Origin of the sequence: uncultured Microbacterium sp., assembly GCF_945952435.1 — a bacterium.
Lineage (GTDB): Bacteria > Actinomycetota > Actinomycetes > Actinomycetales > Microbacteriaceae > Microbacterium.
The window spans coordinates 39,496-60,227 of record NZ_CAMFHZ010000009.1; the positions used below are offsets into that span (position 1 = coordinate 39,496).

A 20,732-nucleotide genomic window follows, 5' to 3' on the forward strand; every position below is an offset into this window, starting at 1 on the left:
GTGCGCGAAAAGGGGTGCGTGCGCGAAACGGGTGTGCCCCGGATCGCGGGGATCCGGGGCACACCCGTTTCTGAGGAGGAGTCAGGCGCGGGCGGCCTCGGTGACCTTGCGCGCGGCGGCGAGAGCCTGATCGAGGTCCGCCTTGAGGTCCTCGACGTTCTCGAGACCGACCGACAGGCGGACGAGTCCCGGCGTGACGCCCGCCGTGAGCTGCTGCTCCGGCGTGAGCTGGGCGTGCGTCGTGGACGCGGGGTGGATGACGAGCGAGCGCACGTCGCCGATGTTGGCGAGGTGGCTGAACAGCGTGAGGCTGTTCACGAACTCGCGGCCGGCCTCGACGCCGCCCTTGAGCTCGAACGACAGCACCGCGCCGACGCCCTTCGGCGCGTAGCGGTTCGCCGCCGCGTACCACGGCGACGTCGGAAGGCCGGAGTAGTTGACGCTGGCGACGTCGTCGCGCCCGTCGAGCCATTCGGCGATGTCCTGCGCGTTCTGCACGTGACGCTCGATGCGCAGCGACAGCGTCTCGATGCCCTGGATGAGGTTCCAGGCGCTCTGCGGGGCGATCGCGGATCCGAGGTCGCGGAGCAGCTGCACGCGGGCCTTGATGATGTAGGCGAGGCCGTCGCCGACCGCGGTGGTGTAGCTCGCTCCGTGGTAGGACGGGTCCGGCTCGGTGAGGCCCGGGAACTTCTCGACGTTCTGCGACCAGGCGAAGGATCCGCCGTCGACGATCGCGCCGCCGATGGTCGTGCCGTGGCCGCCGAGGAACTTCGTGACCGAGTGGATGACGATGTCGGCGCCGTGCTCGAACGGGCGGATGAGGTACGGCGTCGCGATCGTGTTGTCGACGATGAGCGGCACGCCCGCCTCGTGTGCGGCCTCGGCGACGCCCGCGATGTCGAGGACGTTGATCTGCGGGTTGCCGATGGTCTCCGCGAAGAAGAGCTTGGTGTTCGGACGGACCGCGCGCCGCCACTCGTCCAGGTCGTCCTGGTTCTCGACGAAGGTGACCTCGATGCCGAGCTTGGCGAGCGTGTATTTGAACAGGTTGTACGTGCCGCCGTAGATCGACGAGGACGAGACGATGTGGTCGCCCGCCTGAGCGATGTTGAGGATCGCGAACGTCGATGCGGCCTGGCCGCTGGACAGGACGAGGGCGCCGGTGCCTCCTTCGAGGGCGGCGAGGCGCTGCTCGAGCACGTCCTGCGTGGGGTTCTGGATCCGCGTGTAGATGTTGCCGAACTCGGCCAGCGCGAAGAGGTTCGCGGCATGGTCGGCGTTGTCGAACACGTAGGACGTGGTCTGGTAGATCGGCGTGGCCCGGGCCTTCGTGACGGGATCGGGCGCAGCGCCCGCATGGATCTGCTTGGTCTCGAAGCGCCAGTTCTCCGCAGCGGTCATGATGTCTCCTTGAGGATCGCGCCACGGGAGCCGTGTCGCCGGGTGTGGGTGCCGCCCTCCCGCGGGACCGGTGGCATGCCTCGACAGTACGGACCGGCCGCCGGTGTCAACAAGGCGCGGGAAATGTGACGTAACAGCGGGCGCCGCCGGATCCCGTAGCGTGGTCGCATGGCGATCACTTCGGACGACACGAGCGACGGCTTCCCCGCGGCGAACGGCAGGCGGGCCGTGGTGACGGGGGCCAGCACCGGGATCGGCGAAGCGTCGGTCCGGGCGCTGCGTGCGAGCGGATGGGACGTCGTCGGTGTCGCCCGGCGCGCCGACCGGCTCGACGCGCTCGCCGCGGAGACCGGTGCCACGGCCTTCGCCGCCGACCTCACCGATCCGGAGCAGATCGACGCGCTCGCCGCGCACCTCGCCGAGACGGGCCCCGTGCACGCCCTCGTGCATGTCGCGGGCGGCGCGCGAGGCACCGATCGGGTCGAGGACGGATCCGCCGAGCAGTGGCGCTGGATGTTCGAGGCGAACGTGCTCGCCGTCCAGCAGCTCACGGCCGCCCTCCTGCCCCAGCTCCGCGCGGCGGCGTCCGGCGGGGGCCACGCGGATCTGCTCTTCCTCACCTCGGTCGCGGCGCGAGCGGCCTATCCCGGCGGAAGCGGCTACAACGCGGCGAAGGCGGCGGAGTCGATGATCCCCCAGGCCCTGCGCCTCGAGCTGAACGGCGAGCCGATCCGGGTGACGGAGGTCGCACCGGGCATGGTGCACACGGAGGAGTTCACGCTGCGCCGGCTGGGCGGCGACGCGGCGGCGGCGGAGGCGGTCTACTCCGGCGTCGAGGCGCCACTCACCGCGGACGACGTCGCCGACGTCGTGTCCTACGCGCTGAACGCGCCCGCCCACGTGAACCTGGATCTCGTCGTCATCCGGCCCGTGGCGCAGGCGGCCGCGCATCTGCTCGCACGCGGACCGCTCCGCCCGCGCGGGGAGGACTGAGCGTGGGCGTGCATCTGGTCGGCGGCGGCACGGGGGCCTCGGCGTTCGCCCCCTTCGCCGCGGACGTCGTCGCGCGGGCCGCCATGCGGGGATCCGCCCCGGCCGAGGTGGCCGTCGTGACCGTGCGCGAGGCGGCGTCGGACGCGCACGCGACCGAGCTCGCCGCTCTGCTCGCCTCCGCCTCGTCCACCGAGGTGGCCGTGCGTGTCGTCGCGGTCGACGAGACCGACGTCGTGGATCCGCAGGTCTTCGCCTCCGCGGACGGGATCGTCGTCGGCGGAGGCCTGACCCCGGCGTATCACCGTGCTCTCGCCGGCGCGTTCGGCGTCCTGCGTGCGGCGGTCGCCGACGGCACTCCGTATCTGGGCTTCTCGGCGGGCGCGATGATCGCGGCCGACCGCGCGATCATCGGCGGCTGGCGGATCGGCGGTGTCGCGGTGGTCCCCGAGGAGACCGCGGAGGACCTCGACGAGATCACCGTCGTGGAGGGGATCGGGCTCGTCGACGTCGCGATCGACGTGCACGTCGCGCAGTGGGGGACGCTCGGCCGTCTCGTCGCGGCCACGGAGGCCGGACTGATCGACGGAGGGATCGGGATCGACGAGAGCACGGTGCTGGTCGCGGATGCGGACGGGCTGCGGATCGCGGGGGAGGGCAGCGTCTGGCGCGTCCAGCCCGGCCCGGACGGTGCGGGCGTGCTCGTCTTCAGCGACCGGGCGGGCGCCTGATGGCGATGTCGCTGTCCGAGCTCGCCGCCAGCGGGCGGATCGACCAGGGCTGGGCCGAGGCGCTCGCCCCGGCGGGGCCGCTCCTCGCGGAGCTGGGCGATCGGCTGCGGGCCGAGAACGCAGCGGGCAGGGGCTACCTGCCTGCCGGGCAGGACGTGCTCCGCGCCTTCTCCCGGCCTCTGTCCGAGGTGAAGGTGCTCATCGTGGGACAGGATCCCTATCCCACGCCGGGACATCCCATCGGACTGTCCTTCGCCGTCGACCGTGCGGTGCGCCCGCTGCCGCGCAGCCTCGGCAACATCTACCGCGAGCTGGAGAGCGATCTCGGCATCGCGCCGGCCGCGCACGGGGACCTGTCGGCCTGGAGCGATCAGGGCGTGCTGCTGCTGAACCGGGTGCTCACGGTCCGCCCCGGAAGCCCGGCCTCGCATCGCGGATGGGGCTGGGAGAAGCTGACCGAGCTCGCGATCCGCGCGCTCGTCGCGCGCCGCTCCCCCCTCGTCGCCGTGCTCTGGGGCAGGGATGCGGAGGGGCTGCGTCCGATGCTCGGCGACACCCCGGTGATCGCCTCCGCCCACCCCTCGCCGCTCTCCGCGAGCCGGGGCTTCTTCGGCTCCCGGCCGTTCTCCCGGGCGAACGCGCTGCTGCAGGAGCAGGGCGCCGACCCGATCGACTGGAGGGTCGGGTGATCCTGATCCGTGCCGCCCGCGAGGGGGACCTCCCCGCGATCCGCGACATCTACAACCACTACGTCCGCACGTCCACGGTCACCTTCGACGAGGAGGAGTCGGACCTCGCAGTCTGGGAGCGCAAGCACGCGGTCCTCGAGGAAGGGGGCCTGCCCTTCCTCGTCGCCGAGAGGGAGACGGGCGCGGTCCTCGGCTACGCCTACGCGGCGCACTGGCGGGAGAAGTCGGCCTACCGGTTCAGCGCGGAGAACTCGATCTACCTCGCCCCCGACGCCGCGGGCCAGGGCCTCGGCACGCGACTGCTCGACGCGCTGCTGGAGGCCTCGGCGAAGGCCGGCCTGCGCGAGATCATCGCGGTCATCGAGCCCACGGCGGCCGCGGCGTCGATCGCCGTGCACCGTCGTCGCGGCTTCGTCGACGCTGGGACGCTGCGCGGCGTCGGGATCAAGTTCGGACGCACTCTCGACGTGGTGTTCCTGCAGAAGTCGCTCTGACCCTCGGTGCGGCGAGGGTCAGAGTCCGGGAAGTGTCGGGATCGCGGCGAGCAGCCGCCGGGTGTAGTCGGCCTCGGGATGGTGCAGCACGCGCCGGGTCGGGCCGTGCTCGACGATCCGTCCGTCCTTCATCACGGCGACGTCGTCGCAGAGGTTCTGCACGACGCCGATGTCGTGCGACACGAGCACGAGCGTCATCCCGTCCGCGCGCAGCTCGCGGAGCAGGTCGAGGATCTGCGCGCGGACCGTGACGTCGAGCGCGGAGAGTGGCTCGTCGCCGAGCAGGATCCGCGGGCGATGCGCGATCGCCCGCGCGAGCGCGATGCGTTGGCGCTGTCCGCCGGAGAACTCGTGCGGGTAGCGGTCCGCGGCGTCGGCGTCGAGACCCACCCGGCGCAGCACCTCGTCGACGCGGAGGGCGTGATCGCCGTCGATCCGCAGGGCGCGCAGCGGCTCGGAGACGATCCGGCGCACGGTCTGCCGTGGGTCCAGGGACGCGTAGGGATCCTGGAAGACGAGTCCGGTCTCGCGGCGGAGCCAGTGCAGGGCGCGAGCGGAGGCGGAGGGGTCCACAAGGCGGCCGCCGATCTGCACGGTTCCCGCGGTCGGCCGGTCGAGCCCGAGCAGGAGCCTGATCAGCGTGGACTTGCCGGATCCCGACTCGCCGATCACGCCGAGCGCGGACCCTTCAGGAACGTCGAGGTCGATGCCGTCCAGCGCGGCGGTGCGGGCGCGCCGGGCGAACGGTTCGGCGCGTCCGCCGGGATACTCCCGGCGCAGACCCCGCGCCCGGATGAGGCTCTCCGTCATGCGTCCTCCTCTCCGCGCCAGAGCGTCGCCGTCGCGTCGCGGAGCAGTCCTCGGGCGACCGGCGACTGCGGCGCGGACAGGAGGGACGCGAGGGGACCCTGCTCCACGACGTGTCCCTCCGCGAGCACCACGCCGTAGGTCGCGACCTGCGCGAGGACGGCCAGGTCGTGGGTGATGAAGAGCAGGGACATCCCGGCGGACTCGACGAGCGAGAGCAGCAGTCGCAGCACGCCCGCCTGGACGGTCACGTCGAGCGCCGTGGTGGGCTCGTCGGCGATCAGCAGACGGGGGCGCGCGGCCAGCGCCACGGCGATCGCCGCGCGCTGCCGCTGCCCGCCGCTGAGCTGGTGGGGGTAGCGGTCGACGATCCGGGCGGGGTCGGGCAGGGCGACCCGGGCGGCCTCCTCGACCGCCCGGGCGCGGGCCGTGCGCCGATCGATCCGCTCGTGGATGCGGATCGCCTCCGCGATCTGTCGTCCGATCGTGCGGATCGGGTTGAGCGCGGTGCGCGGCTCCTGGAAGACCATCCCGATCTCGTCGCCGCGCAGGCGGGCCATCCGACGGTCCGGCAGCCCGAGGATCTCCTCGCCGTTCCAGAGGACGCTTCCCGTCGCGGTAACCCCGTCCGGGAGCAGTCCCATGATCGCGAGTGCGGTGAGGGACTTGCCGGATCCGGACTCGCCGATGAGTCCGACGCGTGCGCCGTCGGGAACCGCGAAGGAGACGCCGTGCACGAGGACCCTGCCGTCGATCTCGATCCGGAGATCCGTCACCTGGAGACTCATGCGGTCACCTCCGGCAGCCGGGCGGGGCCTGCGCGCCGGGCGCGGCGGGAGGCTCCGCGCAGGGTCGGGTCGGTCGCGTCCCTGAGCGCGTCGCCGAGCAGGTTGAACGCGAGCACGGTCACCGTGATCGCGAGCCCGGGCCAGACCACCGAGAGCGGATGCACCTGGATGTAGCGCTGCAGGTCCGCGAGGAGGATGCCCCAGGACGGATCGACGACGCTCGCGCCGAATCCCAGGTACGAGAGCCCCGCCTCGGCGAGCACGGCGGTTGCCATCGCCCAGGAGAGCTGCACGATGAAGACGGGAGCGACGTTGGGCAGGAGGTGCTGCACGAGGTTCTGCGCCGGGGTGAGACCGGAGGCACGGCCGGCGACGACGAAGTCGCTCTGCTGCACGCGGCGCAGCTCCGGGCGCGTCACGCGGGCGACGTTCACGCCGAAGCCGATCCCCACCGCCCACACCACGACCCAGAGCGATCCGCCCCGGACGGTGGAGATGAGCATCGCGATCACGAGGACGGGGAAGGCGATGAGGATGTCGACGAGCACCGCGACGGTCTCGCGCACGACCCGCGCCGTGAGGGCGCCGAGCGCTCCGAGCACGACGCCGACGGCGGTGGCGACGAGACCCGATCCGACCGCGACGAGGACCGTGGTGCGCGCCCCGGCCATGAGCAGGCTGAGGATGTCGCGTCCGGTCAGGTCCGTTCCGAGCAGATGCGGCCAGCCGGGAGGCGCCCACCGCGCGGCGACGTCGGTGGCTCTCGGATCGAACGGCGTCCAGAACAGGGAGACGAGCGCCGTCGCCAGGATCACCGCGATCACGACGAGGCCGAACACGCCGGGCGCGTTCGTGAGGAGCCGGTGCAGGGCGGAGCGTCGTCGCGTCATTCCTCGGCCTCCCGTTGTCGGGGATCGATCGCACGGTGGACGAGGTCGACGACGAACCCGATCAGAAGCACCATGCCGGTGAGGACGAGCAGCTCGCCCTGCACCTTGACGAGATCCCGCGTGCCCACGTCCGCCACGAGCATGCGGCCGATCCCGGGCAGCGTGAAGAGCTGCTCGACGACGACCGATCCGACGATGATCCCGGCGATCTGGATCCCGAGCACCGACACGATCGACAGCCCGACCGCCGGGAGACCGTGCTGCAGCAGCGCGCGATTGCGGGTGAGCCCCGTGGCGGCGGCCGTCCGGACGAAGTCCTGGCCTGCCGCCTGCAGGGTGGCGCTGCGCACGAAGCGCAGCAGCAGCGCACCCTCCACGACGCCGATCGTGACGGCGGGCAGGACGAGCGCCTGCAGCGCCTGGGCGGGATCCGCCCAGCCGTCCTGCGGGAAGCCCTGCGCGGGGAGCACCCGCAGCCAGACCGCGAAGACGACGACGAGCATCATCCCCGCCCACACCACCGGCACCGCCGCGATCCCCTGGGCGATGACGTTGAGCACCGTCCCCCCTGCACGCCCGCGCAGCATCGCGGAGGCGACGCCCAGCGGCACGGCGATGAGCAGCGCGATCGTCAGGGCGAGGATCGCGAGCGGCACGGTCACCTGCGCCTTCTGCGCCAGCTCGGCCGCCACGGATGCGCCGTTGAGCTGCGAGGTGCCGAGGTCTCCGCGCAGCACTCCGCCGATCCAGTCGAGATACTGCAGCGCGAGCGGCTGGTCGAGCCCGAGCGCCGTGCGGATCGCGTCGACCTGCGCCGGGGTCGCCTTGTCGCCCGCGAGCAACTGCGCGACGTCGCCGGGGAAGACGCGCAGGGCGAGGAAGATGAGCGCGCTCGCGACGAGGAGCCCTGCGATCAGCAGGGCTCCTCGGATGAGCGCATAGCGGAGCACGTCCTGGATCGGTTCCTCGGGCGGCTACTTCGAGACGGTGACGCCGCGGAGGTCGAGGCGGGAGTTGATCGAGTCCTTCGGGAACCCGTTCACGCCAGGGCTCACCGCGGTCAGGGTCTGGTCCTCGTAGAGCCAGTCGGCGGCGGCGTCCTTCGCGACGATCTCGGCGGCCTGGGAGAGCAGCGCCTCCGACTTCTTGGCGTCCAGCTCGGTCTGCGAGGCGGCGTAGAGCTTCTGCACCTCGGGGTTGTCGTAGCCGAAGTAGTACTGCGGGTTGGCGAAGTTGCCGAAGTCGCGAGGCTCGACGTGCAGCACGAAGCTGAGGTCGTAGTCGTGCTTGGTGAACACCCGGTCGAGCCAGGTCGGGAACTCGACCGAGTCGACCTTCAGCGTCACGCCGACCTTCTTCAGGTCGCTGGTGAGCAGCTGCGGGACGGTGCTGCCGTAGAAGGAGGGGATCGTCAGGGTCAGGGAGAGGTTCTCCTGGCCGGCCTCCTTGAGCAGCTGCTTGGCCTTGTCCGGATCGTGCGGGGCGGTGCTCGAGAGGTCCTGGTATCCGGGGTCGAGCTGGGGGATCGGACCGTACAGCGTGGTGCCGGCGCCTCGCGCCTTGATGATCGCCTCGTGGTCGATCGCGAGCCGGATCGCCTCGCGCACCCGCTGGTCGTTCAGCGGCGCCTTGGCGTTGTTGAACGCCAGCGTGCCCTTGTCGGTGGTCTTGCCGGTCGTGATCGTGAACTTCCCGTCCAGCTGCGGCGCGAGGTTCGGATCGACGGCGGTGAGGACGTCGAGGCTTCCGCTCTGCGCGGCGTTCACACCCGCCGTGAAGTCGGGGATGTAGTCGAAGACGATGGACTTCACGCCCGCCTTCTCTCCCCAGTACTTCTCGTTGCGGTCGACGGTGAGGGAGCTGCCCTTCTTCCACTGCGCGAGCGTGAAGGGGCCCGTGCCGTCCTCGGCGGACTGCAGATCCTTCGTGCTGCCCTTCGGGAAGATCAGGCCCGCGGTGCCGGTGAGGCTGAACAGGAAGTTCTGGCTGGGCTTGACGAGCGTCACGACGACCGTCTTCTCGTCGGTCGCGGAGATGGACGCGACGTCGGCGAGATCGGCGTGCCCCTGGACGGTGGCGTCGTCCTTCGCGGTCTGCAGCGAGGAGACGACGTCCGCGGAGGTGAGAGCCGCGCCGTCGTGGAACGTGATCCCGTCGTTCAGGACGAACGTGTACGTGAGCCCGTCCGCCGAGACGTCGTGGCTCTTGGCCAGCCGGTCGACGATCTTGTCGTCCTGGGTGCGGCTGACGAGGCCCTCGTAGATGTTGTCGATGAGGACCTGTTCGAGCGCGGCGCCGCTGGTGTGGCGGATGTCGAGGCTCGTCGGCTCGAGCACGAGGCCGACGGTGAGGGTCGCGTTCGGATCCGCCGCGCCCGTCGACGAGGCGGACGGGGAGGGCGTGCCGGAGCAGCCGGCGAGCACCAGGGAGGCGGCGAGGCCGGCGGCGATGCCGAGGCCGAGGCGGCGGCGGGGGACGCGCGAGCGGTGCATGAGGGGATCCTCTCGGAGCGATGCGGGGACGGGGGTGCGGTGCGGAACGAGCCTAGGGGCGGGGATCGGGTCGAGGGTCGCGACGCCGGAACGCGGCGTCACAAACCCGGGGACGCGGTGTCGGCCGCGTCCCGGATGATCGCGGCGAGGGCGACGGGGGAGGTCTCCTGCAGGTTGTGGCGGCCGTCGATGCGCAGCACCGTCGCCCGGGGGAGTCTCGTGGAGAACTCCTCCTCTGCGTCATCGGAGACGAAGCCCTCCGTCGCGCGGACCAGTGTGAGGGGGACGGAGATCGCCGCGAGGTCGGCCCACCCCTCCTGGCCGAGGATCCGGCGGGTCGATGCCGAGGCCGCGGCGGAGGCGTCGTCCGTCGCCGCGGCGGTGGCGGCGTCGCCGACGAGGGCGGCGGCGAGGTGCGCGAAGTGGTGCTTCCACTCGACGCGCCCGTCCTCGCGCACCCGGGTGTTCAGGAACACGCCGCGGGCGGTGTCGTCCCTGCTCCCTCCGAACCCGAACGCCATCGCGCGATCGACGAACACGTCGCGGTCCTCGGCGTCCACGACGCGGTAGAACTCGCGCAGCGCCGCGGGGCCCGTGCTCTGATCGATGCCGGGGGTGATGTCGACGACGATCACCGCGCGGACGAGCTCGGGAGCGCGCGCGGCGACCGCCGCTGCGGTGAGCCCGCCGAGCGACTGGCCCACGAGCACCTGGGGCCGGTCGGTCCAGGTCGGCAGCGCGGCGACGACGTCGCCCGCGAGGGTGCGGCCCGTGTAGTCGGCGTCGTCGCGCCAGGACGAGTCGCCGTGACCGGCGAGGTCGATCGCGAGTGCCGGGCGTCCGAGTGCGAGGATCGTCATGTCCCAGGTGTGCGCATTGAGCCCCGCGCCGTGCAGGAAGGTCACCTCGGGCGTCTCCCGGCCGTAGCGCAGGGCGCGAAGGACCCGCCCGTCGGGCAGCGTGAGCGAGAGGCGTTCGACCGGAGGGACGTCGACGCCGAGGGCGTCCGCCTGGGAGGCCAGGTACGAGAACTCGGTGCGCTCATCGGGTGCGGAGTGGGTCACGCCCTCATTGTGCTCCGCTCGGACCGGTCGCGCGAATCCGCAGAGCGAGAAGACAAGTGATGGCCGGACAATGGTCCTCAGAATGCACAAACAGACCGCATTGCGGGTGATGATGTGATCCGCCACGAGTGACGAGCACGGTTGCGAGGCGACCACTCCGCGAGGAGGGGAGGCCGTCCTCGTGGTCCGGAGCCCGTGCCGCGCTCGCCTAGGCTGGACGTACGAGCGACCGCACGGAGGGAGGGATCCGATGACCGTCCTGACCGTGCCGGGGATCACGAACCTCCGCGACGTCGGAGGGATGCCGGTCGGCTCGTCCCGGATCCGGGAGGGCGTGCTGTTCCGTTCCGGAAACCTCGCGCACGCCGGCGAGCAGGCGCGGACCTTCCTCGACGCGAGCGTCGCGCACATCGTCGACCTGCGCGACGACAGCGAGGTCATGGCCGAGCCCTGCGCGATCGACGGGCTGCACATCACGCGCGTGCCTCTCTTCGCCGGCTCCGTCGCCTCGTTCCTGCTCGGCGACGTCAGCCTCGGGGGTCTGTACCGGCACATCGTCGACGACGGAGCCGACCGCGTCGTCCAGGTCGTGCGGATCCTCTCGGCCGGGGAGCCGACCCTCGTGCACTGCACGCTCGGCAAAGACCGCACCGGCGTGACCGTGGCCCTCGCGCTCGCCGCGGTCGGGGCGGATCGCGATGCGATCGTCGACGACTACGCGCTGACCGCGTTGCAGCTGCCCGCCTCGAGGAACCGCGCGATCGCCGCCTGGCTCCAGGAGCACCTGCCGATGGCGCAGAACGCGATCGCCGTCGCGACGCAGTCCCCTGCGCCGGTCATGCGCGAGCTGCTGGAGCGGATCGACGCGGCCCACGGATCCGCCGCCGACTACCTCCGCGGGGCGGGACTGAGCTCGGCGGAGCTCGACGCCCTGGGCGAGGCTCTCGTCGGCTGAGACCGGGCTTCGAGCGCCCGAGGTGCGAGTAGGTTAGGCAACCCTATTTCGGGTGTTATCCTGGAGGCATCATGACCACCGCCATCCGGACCACCGCACGCGCCGAACGCCGCGCCACGCGTCGCTCGGCGAAGGCGCAGCACCTCATCGTCGCCGACGAGCTCTCGCTGCCCGAGCTCGAGGCCGCGCTGGTCGCCCTGCCGCTCTGCGCGACGGGCCGGGTGTTCGTCGAAGTCCCCGAGGCGGAGAACGCCTCGCACCTCTCCGTGCCCCCGCGGATGACCGTGACCTGGCTGTCCCGATCCTCCCGCTCGGGCGCGCCAGGGACGAGTCGACGCTGCATCGCCGGCCAGGCCGCGGCACGCGCTGCGATCGCCTGGGCCGACGAGATGCTCTGCGACGGCGCAGAGGAGCACACCCGCGTGACGCTGCTGGGCGGCTACCTCGGCACGGCCGACATCGCGGAGCACCTCGTCGAGCGCCTGGGCGTCTCGCCCGCGCAGATCTCCGCCCCGGATCGCTTCGGCCTCTTCGCCTGACCTCGCCCGAGGTCACCGCGGCAGGTAGTTGCCGTCCTCCAGACCCGCCTCGATCTCGAAGCGGTTGCGCAGGGGGTCCCTTCCCGCGCACAGGTACAGCACCGGCATGAGGAAGCCGTACCGCAGCCACTGGCGCTTGTGCACCGCCTCGTGCCGCAGCACCCGCGCATCCGGAGCGTCCGGGCCGGTGAGGTAGCAGGCGCCCACGCACACTCCGCCGCGACCGAACGTCCATGCCGGCATGCCGCGGAAGATCCACAGGCCCTCGCGCCGCTCGACCCGACCCGTGCTCCACAGCCCGCCCCAGATCCATCCGATCGCGGTGCCCCACGCGTAGCCGAGGCGGCTGATCGGGGAGCGCAGCAGGACCGTCGGCAGTCGACGATCGGCGCGGCGTCCTCGGGCGAGCGCGGCGGCGGCCCGAGCGTGGACCTCGTCGAGGTCGGGGCGTGTCACGCGAGCGCGCCGATCAGTCGCAGGATCGCCCCCAGGTCCTCGACGGCGTCGCCGGGGGAGCGCGGGGCGAATCCGGCGATGGTGGCGCCGGCGACCGGAAGGCGCTCGCGCAGCGCCTTCACGGCCTGGACGACCTCGGCGGTGCGCAGTCCGAACGGCACGGCCGAGGACACCCCGGCGATCTCCGAGGGATCGAGCACGTCGACGTCGACGTGTATGTAGACGCGCGTGGCACCGGTCGCGATCACCGCGTCGACGAGCGCCTCCGCGCGGTCCAGGCCGTCGACGCGGACGATCCCCGAGGAGTCGAGGAACGCGCTCTCTGCGTCGTCCTCGGCACGCGCGCCGACGAGCACGATGCGCTCCGGAGCCAGACCGTCCGGGCCCTGCAGCGGGAACGAGGAGTGACCGAGGAGCGCACGCAACGCCATCCCCGCGTAGGCGCCGGAGGTCGAGGACTCCGGGGTGTGCAGGTCGGGATGCGCGTCGAACCAGACGATCGCGACATCGTCGAGCCCGCCGGGCAGGGCGGAGACCGCCGCGACGCTGACGCCGCAGTCCCCGCCCACCACCAGCGTGGGCTCCGCATGGGCCGTGACGGCTTCCTCTATCAGCTCCCCCGTGCGTCGCAGGCTGCTCAGCCGGTGCACTCCCGTGCCCTCGGCATCGCCCGCCTCCAACGGGACCTCCAGGACCGTCGTGCGATCGCGGGGGAGATCCCCCGCGATCGCCGCGGCGCCGTCGGTGAGCAGCATCGCCCGCGGGGCAGGGGAGCCCTGCCACTGCGGCACGACGAGGAAGCGCGTCACGATCAGCCCTCGAGCGCTTCCCGCGGCGCCGTCGAACCGGCCTTCAGCTCGGCGAGCCGTGCCTCGACCTCGGTCAGCTCTCCGACGTCCTCGAGGCTCTCGAACTGCGCGTCGATCGACGAGGCCGCCAGCTCCGCCTTGCCCTGGGCGATGGCCTCCTGGCGGCGGATCTTGTCCTCGAAGCGCCCGAGCTCGCTGGTCGGGTCGAGGACGTTGATCGAGGAGACCGCGTCCTGGACCTTGCTCTGCGCCTCGGCGACCTTGGCGCGCGCCAGCAGTTCGCTGCGCTTGTTCTTGAGCTCGCCGAGCTTCTCCTTCATCGTGTTCAGGCCCGACTTGAGCTTGTCGACGATCTCCGTCTGCGCCGCGATCTGCGGCTCGGCCGTCTTCGCCTCGCGCTCGGAGCTGATCTGACGCTGCAGCGCGACCTTGGCGAGGTTGTCGAACTTGTCGGCGTCGGCGGTGTTGCCCGCGCCGCGGAGGTCGTCGGCCTTGCGGCTCGCCGCGAGCGCCTTGTTGCCCCACTCGGCAGCGGCCTGCACGTCCTCCTGGTGGTCGCGCTCGAGCAGGCGCAGGTTGCCGATGGTCTCGGCGATGGCCGACTCGGCGTCCGCGATGTTGTTCGTGTAGTCGCGCACGAGCTGGTCGATCATCTTCTGCGGGTCCTCTGCGGAGTCGAGGAGCGCGTTGATGTTGGCCTTCACGAGGGTCGAGATGCGGCCGAAGATGGACTGCTTGGTCATGAGATGTCCTTCCGATGTTTCCGGTCGTGGTGGTCAGGTCTGTGTGTGCGGGATCAGAAGCGCCCGCCGGATCCGGAGCGGCCCCCGCCGCCCGAGCGGCCTCCGCCGCCGAAGCCGGAGGCTCCGAAGCCTCCGCCGCTCGAACGCCATCCGCCTCCGCCGGGCCCCCATCCGGAGGAGCGTCCGCCGCCGGAGAGGATCCCGCCGATGATCCCGCCGAGGATCGCGCCGCCCAGGTCGCCGCCGCCGCGCCCTCCCCAGGATCCTCCGGACGGGAGCGCGGCGCCGCCGTCGAACACGTCGAGTGAACGGTCGGCGAGCGCGGACGCCTCTTGCGCGAGCGAGATCGCGCGCTGCGCGTGCTGCAGGGCTGTCGCCGGATCGGCGGTGCGCGACGCCTCTGCCTGATCGTATTCCGCGCTCGCCTGCGCGATCCGCGTCCGCGGGTCCGCGCCCATGGCGCCGCGTCGGGTCGTGATGTAGGTGGTCGCGGTCGAGATCTCGGCGCGTGCCTGGGCGAGCGTCTGCTCCAGCACCTGCCGCGCACGCTCCGCCTGCTGCTGCGCGTCACGGATCGCGGACAGCGTCTCGTCGATGCGCGTGTTCGCCGCCGTCAGGACTTCGAGCACGGCCATCGGGCGCCGCCCTGTGCCGGTCAGATCGGTCTGCGCCTGGGCGAGCGCCGCCCGGGTCGCGGCGACGACCGCGTCGCGTTCGGGGGACGGCGGCAGCGCGGATGCCGCGGCGACGTCCTGTTCGAGGTCTGCGATGAGCGCACGGGCCTTCTCCTCCGCGGCGTGCAGATCGTCCCGCAGGGTCGTGAGCGCGGCCGCGAGCTGATCCGCCTGGAGCACCGCCTCCTCCGCCGTGCGGATCGCGAACGCCGCCTCCCCGCGCTTGCCCTCGGCGAGCAGGCGGTGCGCGTCGGCGATGCCGGCATCGGCGAGCGCCAGCCGGCTCGCGGCCTGGCCGGGGTTCTCCACGACCGTGCTCAGGGCGCTCGCGTCGTACGAGCCCTGCAGCGTCAGGAGCGCCGCGGGTGCGCCGGCGACGACGGACGTCGCCGCGGCGCGATGCTGCTCGAGGTGCGCGAGCGCCTGTTCGGCGTCCTTCTCCAGGGCGCGCAGCTCGTCGAACGCCGCGACGTTGGCGTTCAGCGCCGTGTCGGCGGCCTCGCAGAGGCGGATGATCCTGAGGTACCACTCCCGGCGTTGCGCGTCGGTGTCCGGGATCTCGTCGTCGAGTCTCTGTTTGAGCGAGAACGCCTCGTCGAGCTTCGCCTTCGCCTTCGCGACCACGTCCGTGAAGACCGCGGTCGATGCGTCCCCGAACTGCGCGGTCGCGAAGCCGAGATCCTCGGTCGAGCTCGTCACCGCATCGTCGGTGCGCACGAGGGCGGAGCCGGCGCGCGTCTCGAGCTCGTCGTCGCTGATCGCGTCGAGCGGATCGGCGACCGGCTCCGTGGACACGGGTCGGATCCGCGCCGCGGCCCTGCGCCGCATCGCGATCAGCACGACGATCGCGACGACGATGGCCAGGATGCAGGCGATGACGAGGACGATGCCCACGAGGTCGGGACCGCCGGACCCGCCTTCGAAGCCGGCCGCCGCGGTGCGCACGGCGCCGGCCCAGTCGGAGTCGTGCAGATCGTTCACGAGCGACGCCGAGATCCGATCGACCTGGGAGAGCGGTATCGGACCGTCCTCCGAGGCGGACAGGTAGTAGCTGCGTCCGTCGGTGGCGATCGCGAGCAGGTACTGCCGGTCGCCGAGGTCGTTGTCCTTCGCGACCTGCTCGGTCCACTGCTGCCGGTTTTCCGGGTCCGTGAAGCGATCGACGAACACGACGAAGAGCTGGAGGTCCTTGGCCTTGCTGAGAGCCGTGAGACGCTGCTCCAGCTCGGTTCGCTCCCGCGCGCTCAGCACCCCCGCCTCATCGGTGAGGTAGTCCTGGCCGAGCGGGACGGGCGCCGTCGCGGGCGCCGAGGACGCGGCGGACGAGGTGTCGGCGAGCGCAGGAGGGACCGCCACGGACACGCCGAGCACGCCCAGGAGCAGTCCGACGACGACAGCCCAGCGTGCGCGCATCCTCGCTCCTTTCCGGGCCCCGCAGGCCCGCTCCTGCGAGTCTAACGAGGTCTCACTAGGCTGGTGATGATGGACGACAGATACGGATCCGACGTGCTCGCCGCCGGCTGGCGGGATCGGGGAGCGAAGAAGGCCGTCGACGTCCCGGCGGAGCGGGATCTCGTCGTCGAGGTCGCCGTGGACGGGTTCTGCGGGGCGGTCACCCGGATCGAGGGCGGCCAGGTCGAGCTCGAGGACTTCCGCGGACGGCGACGGCTGTTCCCGATGGGGGCCGGGTTCATGATCGACGGCGAGCCCGTGCGCCTCGTGCATCCGGCCAGGACGCAGACGGCCGCGCGACGCACCGCGTCCGGTTCCTTCGCGGTCGCCGACGCCCGCGCGCGCACCGCACTGCCCAGCCGCATCCTCGTCGAAGGCCGCCACGACGCGGAGCTCGTCGAGAAGGTCTGGGGCGACGATCTGCGCGTCGAGGGCGTCGTCGTGGAGTACCTGCAGGGCGTGGATCTGCTGCCGGAGCTGCTCGACGCCGAACCGCCGGGGCGCACGCGACGCTACGGCGTGCTCGTGGACCATCTGGTGCCCGGATCCAAGGAGAGCCGCATCGCCGAGCAGATCCTGCGCGGGCCGCACGGGGCGCACCTGCGCATCGTCGGTCATCCCTTCATCGACGTGTGGCAGTGCGTGACGCCGGCGGCGATGGGCATCCGCGCCTGGCCCGAGATCCCCCGCGGCACCGAGTGGAAGACGGGGATCTGCCGGGCCTTCGGTTGGCCCGCGGCGTCGCAGGCCGACATCGCGCACGCGTGGAAGCGGATCCTGTCCCGGGTGAGCAGCTACCGCGACCTGGAGCCTGCGCTCCTCGGCCGGGTGGAGGAGCTCATCGACTTCGTGACCGAACAACGTGCGACCGAACAAGGGGAGACGCGACGATGAGCGGCCGCTCGGCGGGCTCGTCGCACGGATACGCTGGACGGATGCCCGAACCCCGAACGTTCCGCGACGAGCCGGTCTCGTTCGTGCGCCGCAGCGGCCGCATGTCGGAGGCGCAGGAGCGCGCGTTCGCCGAACTCGCGCCGCTCTACCTGCTCGACGTGCCCCGTGACGTCGCGTGGACCTCGGTGCACCCCGAGGCGCGGCTCGACGCGGTCGCCGCATACGGACGTTCCGCGCCGCTGGTCGTCGAGGTCGGTTCGGGGCAGGGCCATGCGATCGTCGCCGCCGCGGGCGCGAACCCGGCGAACGACTTCCTGGCCGTCGAGGTCTTCCGCGCGGGCCTCGCACGCACCATGCTCGACGCCGATCGCGCGGGCGTGCGCAACCTGCGTCTCGTCGAGGCCAACGCCCCCGAGGTGCTGTCGTCGTTCCTGCCGCCGGCCGCCGCCGACGAGGTCTGGATCTTCTTCCCGGATCCGTGGCACAAGAAGCGGCACACGAAACGACGTCTCGTGCGCCCCGGTTTCGGGGCCACGGCCGGTGCGGCGCTCCGTGACGGCGGACTGCTGCGGCTCGCCACGGACTGGGAGGACTACGCGCTGCAGATGCGCGAGGTGCTCGACGAGGCGTCGGAGTTCGAGCGGGCCTTCGACGGCGAGTGGGCCGAGCGCTTCGACGGGCGTGTGATGACCGCGTTCGAGCGCAAGGGCATCGCGAAGGGGCGCGACATCCGCGACCTCACCTATCGCCGCGTCGCACGCGGCTGAGCGGTATCGGCGCGCGAGAATCTCTGCATGCTCCTGGTGATCGGATTCGTCTTCGCGGGGCTCGCCGCGCTCATCCACGTCTACATCTTTGTGCTGGAGTCGGTGCGCTGGACCCACCCGTCCACGCGACGCATCTTCGGCGCGTCTGCCGAGGACGCAGAGACCACCCGGCCGCTGGCCTTCAACCAGGGCTTCTACAACCTGTTCCTCGCGATCGTGACCGTGATCGGCATCGTGATCGCCGCCGGCGCCTCCGCCCCCGTCGGCATCGCCCTCATGCTGGCCGGCACGGGTTCGATGCTCGCCGCGGCGCTCGTGCTGATCCTGTCCGATCGCTCCAAGGCTCGAGCGGCGATCGTCCAGGGGTTCTTCCCCCTGATCGCCGTGGTGCTGCTGGTCGTCGTCCTGATCTGAGCGCGCGCGGGCGATCTTCTCGCGTCCGGCGCACGTCGTCGAACAGCGCGAATATGATCCAGAACGATCGTTCGGCTTCTCGCGACGCCAAAGCGGTCCGGCGCGGTCGGAGCGCAGACGGTTCCGATGCTAGGCTCGTTCGGTACGCCTCCGTAGCTCAGCGGATAGAGCGCCGGTTTCCGGTACCGTAGGTCGCAGGTTCGATTCCTGTCGGGGGCACGAAGAAGAAGGCCGTCCATTCGGGCGGCCTTCTTCGCCCCTTCCCGTCCGCGCCGCGGGGCGCTCAGCGCTCCCGACGCCACGGTGTGGCGCGGGGTGCGGCAACCGATTCCCGCACGATGAGGCGGGTCCCGACGATGATCTCGCCGTCGGCGTGTCGTCCGAAGGCGTCGTCGGTGCGGCTGAGCGCCAGGCGCACGCTCTCCCGGCCCATGTCCTCCAGCGGGACGTGCACGGTCGTGAGCTTCGGGGTGAGCTCGCTGGACTGCGGGATGTCGTCGTAGCCAACGAGCGACATGTCCTCGGGCACGCGGATGCCGTGGGCGGTCATCGCGTCGAGAGCGCCCGCGGCGACGAGGTCGTTCGCGGCGAACACGGCGGTGACGTCGGGTCTCCCGTCCAGGATCTCGCTCATCGCCGCATGTCCGAACCGGCGTCCGAAGGCCCCCTGGTGCACGAGCTCGGCGGGCACGTCGAAACCGTGGGACTGCATCGCGTGACGGAAGCCGGCGAGCCGCGCGACGCTCGTGGACAGCCCCGCCGGTCCGCCGAGGTACAGGATCCGGCGATGCCCCTGGGTGATGAGGTGCTGGGTGATCGCGAATGCGCCGCCCTCGTTGTCGTAGCCCACGATCTTCGTCGGTGCCTGCTCTCCGACGGAGGGACGGCCGCAGAGCACGAGGGTGGAGCCGATCCCGGCGAGCGTCCGGGCGCGCTCGGCCATGCGGCGGCGGGCGCGCGGGTCGTCGTACCCGCCGCCCACCACGATCACCGCGTCGGTGCGCTGGCTGATCATGCGATCGATGAGCTCGATCTCGCGATCGACGTCGCCCTGCGATGCCGCCACGATGCACAGCCGCCCGGTGGTCGAGGCCTCCTGCTCCACGCCGCGCACGATGTAAGAGAAGAACGGGTCTACGAGGTCGTTGACGATGATGCCGACGCTGTGCGTCGCCGAGCTGGCGAGCGCCCGCGCGTGCGCGTTTGCGGTGTAGCCGAGGTCGTCGATCGCCTTGTTCACGGCGTCCCGCGTGGCCTGGGCCACGGGGTAGTTGCCGTTGAGCACCCGTGAGACGGTCGCCGAGGAGACGCCGGCCCGTTCGGCGACGTCGGACATCGTCACGGTGTGCCCCGAACCCGCTCCTGCGCGGTCCTCCTGCGCCCTCATGCCCAACCTCCGTTCGTGGACCCGAGGTCCGGTCCGTCTCATCGCGCGTTCCACCGGTCAGGCGGTGTACGCCAGCTCGTCGGCGCGGAGCTCGTGCGCAAGGACCCCTCGACCAACGTACTGCTCGACCTCGCGCACGGCCGAGTCGCCGAGCCGGTGGATCTCATTGCCCAGCGCGCCCGCGATGTGCGGCGTGAGGACGACGTTCGGCAGCGCATAGAGGGGGGAATCCTGCGGCAGCGGCTCCGGATCCGTCACATCCAGGTAGGCGTCCAGCCGGCCGCGGACGAGCTCGGCGGTGAGCGCCTCGGTGTCGATGAGGGCGCCGCGGGCGGTGTTGACCACGATCGCGCCATCGTGCAGCAGCGCCAGCTCCGTCGCTCCGATGATGTGCCGCGTGTTCGGCGTGCTCGGGGCGTGCAGGGTGAGGACGTCGCTGCGTCGGCACAGTTCCTCGAGCGGGACGGCTTCGACGCCGAGCCGAGCAGCATCCGCCGCGGACAGGTACGGATCGCAGACGAGGACGTGGGCGTCGAGGAGCGAAACGAGCCGGATCACCTCTCGTCCCACCCGGGAGGCGCCGAGGATTCCGATCGTGACGCCGTTCGCGCCGACCGGGGGCATGCCGTCCACGGAGCGATGGCGTCGCGTGGTGCGCAGCTGATGAGCGAATCGGCTGGCGCGCTTGAGGCCGAACACGATGGCGGCGAGGGTGAACTCCGCAACGGGAGTGGCGTTCGCCGCCGCGGCGGTGCTCACCCGGATACCGCGGCGGAACGCCTCCACGTCGAGGAAGGTCTTGACCGTGCCTGCGGTGTGCACGACGGCCTCCAGCCGGGGAGCAGCGTCGAGCACGGCGGCGTCGATCCGTGGGGCTCCCCAGCCCGTCAGCATCACGCACGCGGTGCGCAGAGCGTCCCTGCTCGCGGGGGCGTGGAGATCGGTGATCGGCAGGGGGCCCACGAGTTCGACGACCGCGCTCAACCGGGCGAGCGCGGTCTCGGAGAAGACCTCCCGGAACGACTGCTTCGCCATGACGATCACGGCGGAAGGGCGGGAGGGAGGGGCGTTGTGATCCACGGCGATCCTTTCTTTCTGCATACAAATAGTAAGCGCATACTATGCCGCACGTCCACCGTAGATACGGACTGTTCGAACCTGAAACAGCGGAAATCAAGGTTTGAAGGAAATATCGCATGATCGTTGACAGTCCGGAATTCGTCGGGTACGTTCGCAACACAGCAAGCGCTTTCTAGCACTTGTGGACAACGATGAAGTTTCCCGTCGCAGGTC

The 20,732-nt window shown here is 71.4% G+C and carries 22 protein-coding genes and 1 tRNA gene; 10 read left to right on the forward strand and 13 right to left on the reverse strand.

All coding sequences use genetic code 11. The annotated features are described in order from the left end of the window. Positions 1–81 precede the first annotated feature (81 nt). Positions 82–1,404 carry a bifunctional o-acetylhomoserine/o-acetylserine sulfhydrylase gene (locus Q0P88_RS06490; RefSeq protein WP_295012304.1) on the reverse strand — a complete coding sequence of 441 codons (1,323 nt, stop codon included), beginning with the start codon at positions 1,402–1,404 and terminating at the stop codon, positions 82–84. Positions 1,405–1,572: 168 nt separating this feature from the next. On the opposite strand from Q0P88_RS06490, the gene Q0P88_RS06495 reads away from it, so the two are divergent. Genes Q0P88_RS06495 through Q0P88_RS06510 form a run of 4 tightly spaced genes read left to right on the forward strand, consistent with a single transcriptional unit; the run spans position 1,573 to position 4,308 of the window. After that, on the forward strand, positions 1,573–2,397 hold the full coding sequence (locus Q0P88_RS06495; protein WP_295012306.1) for an SDR family oxidoreductase: 825 nt from the start codon (positions 1,573–1,575) through the stop codon (positions 2,395–2,397). A 2-nt stretch (positions 2,398–2,399) separates the two neighbouring features. Further along, entirely contained in the window at positions 2,400–3,125 is a 726-nt protein-coding gene (locus tag Q0P88_RS06500) for a Type 1 glutamine amidotransferase-like domain-containing protein (RefSeq protein ID WP_295012308.1), read from the forward strand. Continuing rightward, positions 3,125–3,814 (forward strand): uracil-DNA glycosylase, encoded by a 690-nt coding sequence (locus Q0P88_RS06505; protein ID WP_295012310.1) that lies wholly within the window; start codon positions 3,125–3,127, stop codon positions 3,812–3,814. The genes Q0P88_RS06500 and Q0P88_RS06505 overlap by 1 nt, the downstream gene beginning before the upstream one ends. Then, positions 3,811–4,308 (forward strand): GNAT family N-acetyltransferase, encoded by a 498-nt coding sequence (locus Q0P88_RS06510; protein ID WP_295012312.1) that lies wholly within the window; start codon positions 3,811–3,813, stop codon positions 4,306–4,308. Before Q0P88_RS06505 ends, Q0P88_RS06510 begins: the two co-directional genes overlap by 4 nt. Before the next feature lie 18 nt (positions 4,309–4,326). Here Q0P88_RS06510 and Q0P88_RS06515 read toward each other — a convergent pair whose 3' ends face one another. The 6 genes from Q0P88_RS06515 to Q0P88_RS06540 all read right to left on the reverse strand — a co-directional run bounded on the left by Q0P88_RS06515 (position 4,327) and on the right by Q0P88_RS06540 (position 10,349). Continuing rightward, the gene (locus Q0P88_RS06515; protein WP_295012314.1) at positions 4,327–5,118 is read right to left on the reverse strand and encodes an ABC transporter ATP-binding protein; all 792 of its coding nucleotides are present in this window, start codon (positions 5,116–5,118) and stop codon (positions 4,327–4,329) included. Further along, positions 5,115–5,903: an ABC transporter ATP-binding protein gene (locus Q0P88_RS06520; protein WP_295012316.1), complete on the reverse strand. Its 789-nt coding sequence runs from the start codon at positions 5,901–5,903 to the stop codon at positions 5,115–5,117. Before Q0P88_RS06520 ends, Q0P88_RS06515 begins: the two co-directional genes overlap by 4 nt. After that, on the reverse strand, positions 5,900–6,793 hold the full coding sequence (locus Q0P88_RS06525; protein ID WP_295012318.1) for an ABC transporter permease: 894 nt from the start codon (positions 6,791–6,793) through the stop codon (positions 5,900–5,902). The genes Q0P88_RS06520 and Q0P88_RS06525 overlap by 4 nt, the downstream gene beginning before the upstream one ends. After that, positions 6,790–7,743, reverse strand: coding sequence for an ABC transporter permease (locus Q0P88_RS06530; RefSeq protein ID WP_295012320.1), 954 nt, complete (start codon positions 7,741–7,743; stop codon positions 6,790–6,792). The genes Q0P88_RS06525 and Q0P88_RS06530 overlap by 4 nt, the downstream gene beginning before the upstream one ends. Before the next feature lie 24 nt (positions 7,744–7,767). Further along, entirely contained in the window at positions 7,768–9,285 is a 1,518-nt protein-coding gene (locus Q0P88_RS06535) for an ABC transporter substrate-binding protein (RefSeq protein WP_295012322.1), read from the reverse strand. Positions 9,286–9,383: 98 nt separating this feature from the next. Next, entirely contained in the window at positions 9,384–10,349 is a 966-nt protein-coding gene (locus tag Q0P88_RS06540) for an alpha/beta fold hydrolase (RefSeq protein ID WP_295012324.1), read from the reverse strand. 250 nt (positions 10,350–10,599) lie between these two features. On the opposite strand from Q0P88_RS06540, the gene Q0P88_RS06545 reads away from it, so the two are divergent. Next, complete coding sequence (locus Q0P88_RS06545) at positions 10,600–11,304, forward strand: tyrosine-protein phosphatase (RefSeq protein WP_295012326.1); 705 nt, start codon at positions 10,600–10,602, stop codon at positions 11,302–11,304. A gap of 71 nt (positions 11,305–11,375) precedes the next feature. Then, entirely contained in the window at positions 11,376–11,843 is a 468-nt protein-coding gene (locus Q0P88_RS06550) for an SIP domain-containing protein (protein ID WP_295012328.1), read from the forward strand. A 12-nt stretch (positions 11,844–11,855) separates the two neighbouring features. Here the strand turns inward: Q0P88_RS06550 and Q0P88_RS06555 are convergent, their stop codons facing one another. From Q0P88_RS06555 to Q0P88_RS06570, 4 genes are all read right to left on the reverse strand, one after another. After that, positions 11,856–12,221 (reverse strand): Fe-S oxidoreductase, encoded by a 366-nt coding sequence (locus Q0P88_RS06555; protein WP_295012458.1) that lies wholly within the window; start codon positions 12,219–12,221, stop codon positions 11,856–11,858. A 74-nt stretch (positions 12,222–12,295) separates the two neighbouring features. Beyond that, positions 12,296–13,108, reverse strand: coding sequence for an arginase family protein (locus Q0P88_RS06560; protein ID WP_295012330.1), 813 nt, complete (start codon positions 13,106–13,108; stop codon positions 12,296–12,298). A 2-nt stretch (positions 13,109–13,110) separates the two neighbouring features. Next, positions 13,111–13,851: a PspA/IM30 family protein gene (locus Q0P88_RS06565; protein WP_295012332.1), complete on the reverse strand. Its 741-nt coding sequence runs from the start codon at positions 13,849–13,851 to the stop codon at positions 13,111–13,113. 53 nt (positions 13,852–13,904) lie between these two features. After that, positions 13,905–15,938, reverse strand: coding sequence for a TPM domain-containing protein (locus tag Q0P88_RS06570; protein WP_295012334.1), 2,034 nt, complete (start codon positions 15,936–15,938; stop codon positions 13,905–13,907). A 69-nt stretch (positions 15,939–16,007) separates the two neighbouring features. Between Q0P88_RS06570 and Q0P88_RS06575 the strand changes: the two genes are divergently transcribed. From Q0P88_RS06575 to Q0P88_RS06590, 4 genes are all read left to right on the forward strand, one after another. After that, positions 16,008–16,871 (forward strand): DUF3097 domain-containing protein, encoded by an 864-nt coding sequence (locus Q0P88_RS06575; RefSeq protein ID WP_295012460.1) that lies wholly within the window; start codon positions 16,008–16,010, stop codon positions 16,869–16,871. 41 nt (positions 16,872–16,912) lie between these two features. Beyond that, complete coding sequence (trmB, locus tag Q0P88_RS06580; protein WP_295012336.1) at positions 16,913–17,638, forward strand: tRNA (guanosine(46)-N7)-methyltransferase TrmB; 726 nt, start codon at positions 16,913–16,915, stop codon at positions 17,636–17,638. A 27-nt stretch (positions 17,639–17,665) separates the two neighbouring features. Beyond that, positions 17,666–18,052 (forward strand): DUF1304 domain-containing protein, encoded by a 387-nt coding sequence (locus Q0P88_RS06585; RefSeq protein ID WP_295012338.1) that lies wholly within the window; start codon positions 17,666–17,668, stop codon positions 18,050–18,052. Positions 18,053–18,198: 146 nt separating this feature from the next. Then, positions 18,199–18,271, forward strand: a tRNA-Arg gene (locus tag Q0P88_RS06590). Positions 18,272–18,335: 64 nt separating this feature from the next. Here the strand turns inward: Q0P88_RS06590 and Q0P88_RS06595 are convergent. Beyond that, the gene (locus Q0P88_RS06595; RefSeq protein ID WP_295012339.1) at positions 18,336–19,439 is read right to left on the reverse strand and encodes a LacI family DNA-binding transcriptional regulator; all 1,104 of its coding nucleotides are present in this window, start codon (positions 19,437–19,439) and stop codon (positions 18,336–18,338) included. A gap of 57 nt (positions 19,440–19,496) precedes the next feature. Then, positions 19,497–20,519: a hydroxyacid dehydrogenase gene (locus Q0P88_RS06600; RefSeq protein ID WP_295012341.1), complete on the reverse strand. Its 1,023-nt coding sequence runs from the start codon at positions 20,517–20,519 to the stop codon at positions 19,497–19,499. Positions 20,520–20,732 lie beyond the last annotated feature (213 nt).